The sequence below is a fragment of the Haladaptatus sp. genome (assembly GCF_049589095.1).
In the GTDB taxonomy this organism is placed as follows: Archaea; Halobacteriota; Halobacteria; order Halobacteriales; family Haladaptataceae; genus Haladaptatus.
This window is the reverse complement of sequence record NZ_JBAWAC010000355.1, coordinates 1-9,370: the sequence shown is the minus strand read 5'-3', so window position 1 is coordinate 9,370 and position 9,370 is coordinate 1. Positions and strand designations below refer to the sequence as shown.

The following is a 9,370-nucleotide window of genomic DNA, read 5'->3' as shown; positions in this document are numbered from 1 at the left end:
TCATTGGCGAATCTGATAGAAATCTCTTATAGAGATATGATTATGTAAACACACTTGAACGACCCTGTCCGAGTGCCGGATAGATGTTCGTATGACGATGACCCAACCAAACTGGTCCGGGAATATCATTTTTAGCCAACAAGTCAAGTACCGGTTGGGGGAACCAAAATGAAGCAAACCAGACGTCAGGTACTCAAAGCCATCGGCGTGAGCAGCATACCCATTCTTGGGGGGATTTCGAGCGCCCAGGAGATGACGAGCAGCCACAACGGGAACGCGAGTCGCGTCCGAGTCATCCACGCAATTCCGGACGCCCCGGAAGTGGACGTTTACGTCGACGGAAATCGAGTCCTGCAGAACGTCGCGTTCAAAGATGTGAGCGACTATCTCGACCTCGACGCGGGGAAGCACACCATACAGGTCGCGCCAGCGGGGCAAGGGCGGGGGAGCGCGGTCATTGACGAGCAGGTGACCCTCGACGCGAACACCGATTACACGATCGCTGCCGGGGGAACACTCGACAGCCCGCAGGCGTTTGTGTTCGTCGACGAGAACCAAGTGCCGTCCGGAGACCAGGCGCGCTTGCGGGCGGTCCACCTCTCGCCCGATGCACCAGCCGTTGATATTGCAGCGGACGGCAACGTCCTCATCAAAGGATTGGAGTTCGGCAACGCCAGCGATTACGTCGAGGTGCCCGCGGGGTCGTACACCATCGAGATCCGACCCGCAGGTACGAACGAGGCCGCCGCCACGTTCGACGTGACCCTCGAAAGCGGTACGGTGGTTTCGGCGTTCGCCGTCGGGCTCCTGCAGACGAACGACAAAGCGCAGGCCTTTGACCTCTTGCCGACGGTCGACGCCTCGAGCAAGACGAAGACGACCACGACAACGATGTAGCGGCGACGTCGTGCGAAACGACGCCGCATTTGTTTTCTGGTAGTCCTCGGTGAGAGAGTGACCACTTTCGACCCGATGGCGAGTGGTCCGGCGGTCCTGTCTCGGTGGGACGGTAACATTACAGCGCCTGGCCGTGTCAATGGGATAAACCGTGCCCAAGGACCTCGAACGTGACCTCAGTCTGGTATCGACGACGTCCATCAGCATCGGTGCGATGGTCGGGAGCGGCATCTTCGTTCTGCCCGGCCTCGCGGCGGCGAAGGCGGGACCGGCGGTCATACTGGCGTACTTCTTGGCCGGTGTCGTCGTCCTTCCCGCGGCGATCTCGAAGGCAGAGATGGCGACTGCCATGCCCGAGGCGGGCGGAACTTACCTGTACATCGACCGGGCGATGGGACCGCTTCCCGGAACCATCGCCGGAATCGGCGCGTGGTTTTCGCTGATTTTCAAGAGCGCGTTCGCGCTGGTCGGCCTCGGCGCGTACCTCCTCTTGCTCGTAGAGATTCCACCCGGCCTCCTCACTGGCGTGGGATTGGGAATCGCCCTGCTGCTCATCGCCGTGAACATGGTGGGTGTCAAACAAACCGGCAGATTACAGGCGACCATCGTCAGCGTCGTCGTGCTCTCGCTCGTCGGCTTCGTCGCCGACGGGAGCACGTACGTCGATGGTGATCTCTACCACCCCTTTTTCTCGCACGGCGGCGGGGGACTCCTCGCGGCGACCGGATTCGTATTCGTCTCCTATGCGGGCGTCACCAAGATCGCGAGCGTGGCCGAGGAGGTCGAAAATCCGGGGCGCACTATCCCGCGCGCAATCCTCGGCTCGGTCGTCCTGATGATGTTCCTCTACACGCTCACGGTGTTCGTCATCGTCGGCGTCACGCCGCCCGAGTCGCTCCATCACAACCTGACGCCAATGGCCGCCGCAGCCGTCCAGTTCGCGGGCGAATCCGCTCGCCTCGCCGTCGCGGTCGTCGCCGTTCTCGCGCTCACGAGCATGGCGAACGCGGGGATTCTCTCATCGTCCCGATATCCGCTCGCGATGAGCCGAGATTCGCTTGCTCCCCACCGCTTCAGTCGAATCAATGATCGGTTCAAGACGCCGGTCGCCGCCATCGCGTTCACCGGCGTCGTCCTGCTCGTCCTCATCGCGTTCGTCCCCGTCAACGAGTTGGCGAAGTTGGCCAGCGCGTTCCAAATCGTCGTGTTTGGCCTCATCAACGTCGCCCTCGTCGCGTTTCGGGAGAGTTCGCTGGACTGGTACGACCCGGAATTCGTCGCGCCGGGCTATCCGTGGGTGCAGTTGTTCGGCATGGTCGGGACCGTTGTGTTGCTCACACAATTGGGACTAATTCCGCTGATCGGTGCAATCGGCATCTTCGTCTTCGGCGTCGGTTGGTACCGCCTCTACGGGCGGGACAAGACGGACCGCGAGGGGGCCGCCCTCGACGCGCTCCGACGGTCGATGGGCCAACAGACGCTCGACAGAACCGAGCGAGCGGTCGCCGACAGTCACGAGAACGTCCTCGTCGTCGTCGGCGAGGACACTGACCCGTCCCGGATACGGGCGCTCGTTCGGATGGGTGCGTCCATCGTCGCAAAGAACGACGGGACGCTTCGAGTCGCCAAGATAGAGCCGGTCCCCGAGCAGACGACGCTCTCGTCGATGGTCGAATCATCGGAGGATGACATCGCGTTCGAAAAACAAGTCACAGAGTTGCTGCCGTCGATGGAAACGTCGGTCGTCGTCGACGAACTCGTGACCCACAATCCGCGACACGCGGTCGTCAGCGCCGCCGATGAGATGGACGCGGATGTGGTGTTCGGCGAACTGGAACCCGACTACCTGCACGCGGAGTTGCTCGGCAGCGACATCGACTGGTACATGAACCACGCCTCCTGTGACGTCGGATTCCTCCGGAATCGCGGACTCGGGGACCTCTCGACCGTAACGGTGCTCGTCGAACCCGGCATCTTCAACGCGGCGAAGGTGTCCGTGGCGATGGCGATTGCGACCCATCGCGATGCGACCCTCCGCTTCGTCACTGCACTCGCAAACGACGCGTCGCCCGAACTAGTCGATGCCACAGAGGACTTCTATCGAGGGCTCGAAAACGTGTCAGAAGTTTCGACCGAATGGGAGTTGATACGCACCGACGACCGCGTCGGAACGCTCGTCGATGCCACGACCGACTCTGACCTCGTCGTCCTCGGCACGATTCCCCACTCGACCCTGAACATGCTGTTGTTCGGCCACTTCTCGATTGACATCAGCGACCGCATCGACGGTAGCGTCCTGTTGTTCTATCCGAACGAATCCGACAGGCGACCGTTCGTGCGGAAGGTCCTTGAGCGGGCCGCCTTCGGGACGACGGAATCGTCGTGACTGCACCCCCGAAACTGTGAAATTCGACCCGCCGTCGGAACCGGAGGAGGGCCGCGACGCTCCGAGTCAAACAGATGTCCGCAGTGATTGCGATTGGCGATCACATCACTGCGATATCGATGGTGAGTGCTGAACATATCGATCTGCCTGGCAAGCCAGAACCCTTCTTCTATGAGCATGCAGCTGCCGAGCTCGATGTTTCTTCCTCTAACTGTCTTGTTATTGAGAACTCTGTCAACGGTGTCCGAGCAGCAGCCCGCGTAGGCAGTATGGTGATCCGGTTTTGTCATGGAGCTTCTGTTCAGGCGACTGGCCGCATTGACGTTGTGTCCAACTCGCCAGACGAGCTTGGATCGGTGTAACTCCCGTATTCTTCTCTGCCTACTAGACGTCTGATCGAAATACGACAGCCGAGAACAAAAGCAATAATCGTGAGATCATCCAACCCTGGGGGTTTCTGGCAACTTCAAACACGATGACTATATTTTGGTGAAACAACCGGCTCGAAAATTCCGTTCTCCACTGAATTGTTTTCTTTGTCCTCACCGAGAGAGTTCATCAAGGAGTGTCTCGGCTGCAGCACCGGAAGACTGTGGCCCTCGTCCAGTCACGAGATCACCATCGACGCGAACGCTTACGTCTTGGTCAAGTTCTGCATCCCAGTTACCGCCAGCAGCTTCAACTTCGTCTTCCACCCAATACGGAAGCTTCCTGCCGTCAGGGAGTCGATCGTTTTCGTCGACGAGGTCTGCTTCCCACTCATTTGGGAAGCCAGTGACATCACGGCCGTTGGCAAGTGGTTGTCCCTCATTATCTCGTGCGAAGGCGAGAATGGCGAGTGTATGGCAGACTACGAGGACTTTACCGTTTTCTCCTTCGATTGTTTCTCGAAGCAGTGAACGGGCATGGTGATCCTGATTGACATCCCACTCAACTCCATGTCCGCCAGGATAGACGATCGTATCGTACTCCTCGGCAGTGGCTTCTGCGATCGGAATCGGATTATTGAGTCGGTCGTCAGTTTCGTGGACCTGTTCGACCTTTTCTGCGGTTTCAGAACCAACGAACGGATTGTCGGGATCAATCGACGTGTCGTCGATGACTGGCTTCGAACCAGACGGTGTCGCAACAGTGATGTCGAATCCAGCTTCGTCGAGCGTCGTCAATGGTTCGACGCATTCTTCGCCCCAGTACCCCTCTTCGCTTACGATGAATAGCGCAGATGCCATGTGCGTCTTCTAGTGTCGTGTGTGACTTGGAAAAGACTGCTGGCACCCGAAACACTTGACAACCAAGTTAAGTGAATAGCTTTGTTAGAATTCTATGGCCACTGGGTATAAACGATATTTCTCACAATATGGATTACTATCTACTGGTTGCTTCGGCTATCCTATGAGTGCTCATTATCCCTACCGTTTGTAACGGACGCTTCTTATCGAAGTCTTCTAGCCAACATGTAGCTGTTGAGCTATCTGATTATAGTCAGTTTGGATATTGTATTGATCAGCCAATACACTTATGGATGGAGCGTTCTAAGCGAAGGCCGAGAAAATGAGTGTGACTGCCACTTCAAAGACTCTTGATGGCCATCGCTCCAATCAAGCAAGTGCTGTTGCTCTTGAGGCATTACTACAATACGATGGCATCGATCTTGATAAAGCCGATCTTCGACTCTACGATATAGTTGATCCAGAGGCACTCGATAGCCTGTTTTCCCATCACCAAGGATTCGCTCCTTCCATCGAGTTCGAGGTCTGTGATGCTACTGTGCGTATCTGGCAGTCAGATAACGAGATCTATGCCCAAGTAAGTGACCCGAGTGAATAGTCATTCGTAATAGTCGTTTAGCTGAATTGAGGGTGAGCACACAGTTTGATTGTTTCTCTCGATCATCTCGTCACTCGGTCGAAGGCGGGACGATAGTGTCTGTACACCGTGCTAGCCTACGTTGGCGTTTACAGCACTGGGCTTGAGTCAAGCGGGGGTGGCCTGTCGGCCACGAACGTGGCCCCTGCCGTTTCCGCAACGATTGAGTCGCCCGACTCGGTATAGACGGTAGTGAGACGTCGCCTGTTTGGATCGCTTTGCGGGCTCGTATTCCTGATGAACTTCGGACGAACCGTCTTCGCACCGCTGCTCGAACCCCTGACGGTGGCCTTTTCGACCGACCAGGCGACCATCGGCGTGTTGATATCACTGGTGTGGCTCGGCACCGCACTCCCGCGGATTCCGATGGGATACGTCCTCACCCGCGTCCCGCGGTATCAGGCCGTTCTCGCGACGGGCTTCATCCTCGCCGGGTCCTCGGGACTCATCGCGGTCGCGGATTCGATCGCTTCGCTTCGAATCGGAACGTTTCTGCTCGGCGTCGCCAGCGGGGCTTACTTCGTCGCCGCCGTGCCGCTGATCGCCGAACTGTACCCAAACTCAGTCGGACGAACAGTTGGCATCCACGGTGCAGCGTCACAACTGGCGGCGGTCCTCGCCCCCACCATCGTCGTCGGTATCTTGTTCGTCTCCTCGTGGCGGACGGTGTTCGTCCTCCTTGCGGCCGTCGCCATCGTCTTCAGCATCGCACTGGCGAGCATCGTTCGAGGGTCCCGAATCGCCGATGAAGCCGTCCCCGACCACGCGTTTCTGTCCGCCGTGCACTCTCACTGGCGGCTCGTTGCAGTCGGCCTCTTGATGGTCGGCGTCGCGGGATTCCTGTGGCAGGGCTTGTTCAACTTCTATGTCGTCTATCTACACTCGTCGAAGGGGGTGTCGACGACGACGGCAAACCTCCTCCTCACCGTCGTGTTCGCGGCCGGACTGCCCGCGTTCTGGTTCGGTGGGCGGCTGGCCGACCGCCTCCCAATCATCCCGTACATCCTCGCGATACTGACGGGATTCGTCGTGTCGGTGGTTTTGCTCACTGCCGCCGGTGGCATCATCCCGCTAACCGTCGTCTCGGTCGCCATCGGATACACGATACACAGTCTGTTTCCGGCCTTGGACACCTACTTCCTCAACTCGCTGTCGGACGAGAACCGTGGCGTCGTCTACGCGGCGTTCACCGGCATTTCCTTGCTGGTCGAGGCGAACGGCACTGCGACCGTCGGCCTGCTTACCGAGGCTGGCTATCGCTTCGACGTCGTTTTCATCGGACTCGCCTCGCTCGTCGGCTGTGTTGTCCTCGTCCTCGCGGGACTCTACACGACGAATCGACTGCCGGGGAATTCGCCACGTGACCATCGCGCGTAGGGTCCTCGAATCGCGCCACGTCGTTCGATAGACTGCCGGGCCGTGATATTCCTCCGTGACCCCCTAACCGCACGAACCGGATATCAACCCGTTTCTACAGGCGGAGCAGGCCGAGTGCCTCGGGGCGTGACCCCGAGGCGGTTCACGAGTGTGTGACGGTCACGATATCCCGCTCGCGACGAACCTCGCGTACACGAACGCCATCATCGACGAACTAGTACAGCAAGCCCAACAGCCTGACGAGTGGGCCGATCGATGAGATGTAACAGTCGGTTAGAGAACACCCTCGTCGAACAGTCGCTCGATATCCGCCTCCGTATACCCGTATTCGAAAAGGATTTCTTCTGTGTGTTCGCCGAGGAGCGGCGGGTGTGTGCAAACCTCCGTTGGGGTCTTCGAGAGGTGCATTGGACTCCCCGCCATCTCGACCTTGCCGGCGGTCGGGTGGGAGACCGACCACTGCATGTCCCGTGCGCTCACCTGCGGATTGTCGAACACATCTCGCATGTCCTTGACGTCGCTCGCCGGGACGCCGTGGTCGTCCATCGTTTCCAAAATTTCAGCGGTCGTGAACTCCGCGAACGTCGGTTCGAGGAGCGCATCGAGTTCGTCCCGATGCTCGACGCGCGAGGCATTGTCGCGGAATCGATCGTCATCGATGAGGTCCTCACGGTCGATGGCGGTGCAGAACTTCGGCCAGAGGTTCGGCGACGGAACCGCGATGACGACGTATCCGTCCGCCGTCGGGAACGCCTGGTAGGGCGCGAGGGTCGGATGTTTGCTTCCCATCCGTTCCGGCGGTGTCTCCGTCGCGAAGTAGTTCGAGGCCATGTAACTCATCCACGCGACCTGCCCGTCGAGCAGCGAGACATCGATCTTCTGGCCGGTTCCGTCACCGAGTTCGCGTTCGAGGAGCGCCGCGAGGATGGCCTGTGTGGCGTACATCCCGGCGCCGATATCGGCGATGGCGACGCCTACCCGAACGGGGGAACCATCGGCTTCGCCGGTGATGCTCATCAGTCCGCCTTCCGCCTGCATGATGAGGTCGTAGGCGGGACGGTCTTTGTCCGGTCCCCACTCACCGTACCCCGAGAGGGCACAGTAGACGAGGCCGGGATTGTCCTCCCGGAGCGTCGCATAATCGAGTCCCCACTCCTCCATCGTGCCGACACGGAAGTTCGAGACGACGACGTCGGCTTCGCTCGCGAGATCGCGGAAGAGCGCACGTCCGTCGTCGCTCGCAAGGTTGAGCGTCATCGAACGCTTGTTCCGATTCACGCTGAGATAGTACGCGCTCTCGTCCGAATCGCCGTACGTCGGTGGATGCCACCCGCGCGTCTGATCACCGACGTCCGGTTGTTCGATCTTGATGACGTCCGCGCCGAGGTCGCCCAGCTGCATGGTACAGAACGGACCGACGAGGACGCGGGAAGCATCGAGAACTGTGACACCGTCGAGGGGACCAGTATCGGTGTCCGGATGGCGAGCTTCGCCAACCATCTACCGTTCACCTACGGGACGCTCGGTCGTCTCGTGTCCGAACACCTCGTGATCGTCGCCCGTCCGGCCGTAACGGGGTCGGTCCTCGATCATCGACTCCACGGCAAGCGAAGTGGTCTGTCCCATTCTATGCCGGGATTCGAATAATCCGGATTAAACTGTTTCGGCAAACAAGAATGATATGTTATCTTTCCATATAAATTATTACTATCCTTTTATTAGGACACAGTAATCATGGCCAGGACCAGACGGGCATACCTCTCAACTATCGGTATTGGGATTATGAGTGGGTGTCTCGGAAATATAGCCAGTTCGACCACGGCCAATCGAACCAGTTCGTCTTACCATATCGAGGCTCCCAAGCGGGACACGACCAGCGCCCAAACCACGACCGACGGTGATGGGACTCACGAAACGACTCTGGGATTCGCCGGGGACACAATGGTCGGACGCGGTCTCAATGGCATTTACGGGGAGGAGGGTGTGGATCCGGCGACTATCTGGGGGGATTTCAAGCCGCAACTCGACTCCCTGGATGGTGTTTTCTGCAATCTGGAGTGCTCGCTCTCGAAGCGCGGTGAACGGTTTCCCGATCAGAAATACTACTTTCGCGGCGATCCCGACTGGGCAGTTCCCGCACTCGATGCTGGAAACATCCGATTCACGAATCTGGCGAACAACCACGCGATGGATTTCGGGGCGGTGGCGCTGACGGATACGATAGACGCACTCGACGAGGATGGTATCGAAAACGCCGGTACCGGCAGAACACCAGCAGCGGCGTGGGAGCCCGCCACGTTTTCGGTTGGTGACCTCGACGTCGCTGTCGTGTCGTTCGCGTACAAATACGAAGTGTACGCCGCCACTAATGATCGACCGGGGATCGCTTGGGCAAAGACGGACCTCGACAACGAGCGGACCCGACGGGTCGTCGGGAACGCCATCGAGCGCGCCAAATCGGCGGAGCCGGATCTTCTCGTCGTCTCGGTTCACTGGGGGGATAATTGGATCGAGAAACCCAACGACCAACTCGTCGCGTTCGGTCACTGGCTCGTCGATCAGGGTGTGGACCTCGTTCACGGCCACAGCGCGCACGTCGTTCAGGCCGTCGAACAGTACGGTGACGGCCTTATCCTCCACGACACTGGCGACCTGGTCGACGATTTCGGCACCAAAGACGACCTTGGCAATCACAATAGCTATTTGTTCGAACTCTTGCTCGAGGGCGACCGTTTCGAGAAGCTTCGACTCGTTCCGTTCCATATCGACGACGGCGTCTCTCGTGCCAGCGATAATCAAGCGGCCTGGCTCCGGAAAACCATGCGCGAACGCTCGGACCAGTTC

General features: G+C 58.9%; 9 protein-coding genes. 6 read left to right on the top strand and 3 right to left on the bottom strand.

The window, feature by feature from the left end:
- Nucleotides 1–168 precede the first annotated feature (168 nt).
- From WBV42_RS11255 to WBV42_RS11245, 3 genes are all read left to right on the top strand, one after another.
- The gene (locus tag WBV42_RS11255) at nt 169–897 is read left to right on the top strand and encodes a DUF4397 domain-containing protein (protein WP_423986115.1); all 729 of its coding nucleotides are present in this window, start codon (nt 169–171) and stop codon (nt 895–897) included.
- A gap of 151 nt (nt 898–1,048) precedes the next feature.
- Nucleotides 1,049–3,283: an APC family permease gene (locus WBV42_RS11250; RefSeq protein WP_423986114.1), complete on the top strand. Its 2,235-nt coding sequence runs from the start codon at nt 1,049–1,051 to the stop codon at nt 3,281–3,283.
- A 74-nt stretch (nt 3,284–3,357) separates the two neighbouring features.
- On the top strand, nt 3,358–3,645 hold the full coding sequence (locus WBV42_RS11245) for an HAD-IA family hydrolase (protein ID WP_423986113.1): 288 nt from the start codon (nt 3,358–3,360) through the stop codon (nt 3,643–3,645).
- Nucleotides 3,646–3,825: 180 nt separating this feature from the next.
- On the opposite strand, the gene WBV42_RS11240 is transcribed toward WBV42_RS11245, so the two are convergent.
- Nucleotides 3,826–4,512, bottom strand: coding sequence for a type 1 glutamine amidotransferase domain-containing protein (locus WBV42_RS11240; protein WP_423986112.1), 687 nt, complete (start codon nt 4,510–4,512; stop codon nt 3,826–3,828).
- Between the two features lie 322 nt (nt 4,513–4,834).
- Here WBV42_RS11240 and WBV42_RS11235 point away from each other — a divergent pair, with 322 nt between their 5' ends.
- The gene (locus tag WBV42_RS11235; RefSeq protein ID WP_423986111.1) at nt 4,835–5,110 is read left to right on the top strand and encodes a HalOD1 output domain-containing protein; all 276 of its coding nucleotides are present in this window, start codon (nt 4,835–4,837) and stop codon (nt 5,108–5,110) included.
- 231 nt (nt 5,111–5,341) lie between these two features.
- Nucleotides 5,342–6,526 (top strand): MFS transporter, encoded by a 1,185-nt coding sequence (locus WBV42_RS11230; RefSeq protein ID WP_423986110.1) that lies wholly within the window; start codon nt 5,342–5,344, stop codon nt 6,524–6,526.
- Nucleotides 6,527–6,799: 273 nt separating this feature from the next.
- Here WBV42_RS11230 and WBV42_RS11225 read toward each other — a convergent pair whose 3' ends face one another.
- Together WBV42_RS11225 and WBV42_RS11220 are read right to left on the bottom strand one after the other, a co-directional pair.
- Nucleotides 6,800–8,026 (bottom strand): CaiB/BaiF CoA transferase family protein, encoded by a 1,227-nt coding sequence (locus WBV42_RS11225; protein ID WP_423986109.1) that lies wholly within the window; start codon nt 8,024–8,026, stop codon nt 6,800–6,802.
- The gene (locus WBV42_RS11220; RefSeq protein ID WP_423986108.1) at nt 8,027–8,152 is read right to left on the bottom strand and encodes a hypothetical protein; all 126 of its coding nucleotides are present in this window, start codon (nt 8,150–8,152) and stop codon (nt 8,027–8,029) included.
- 108 nt (nt 8,153–8,260) lie between these two features.
- Here WBV42_RS11220 and WBV42_RS11215 point away from each other — a divergent pair.
- Nucleotides 8,261–9,370, top strand: a 1,110-nt coding sequence (locus tag WBV42_RS11215; protein ID WP_423986107.1) for a CapA family protein, incomplete at its 3' end; no start/stop codon positions are given.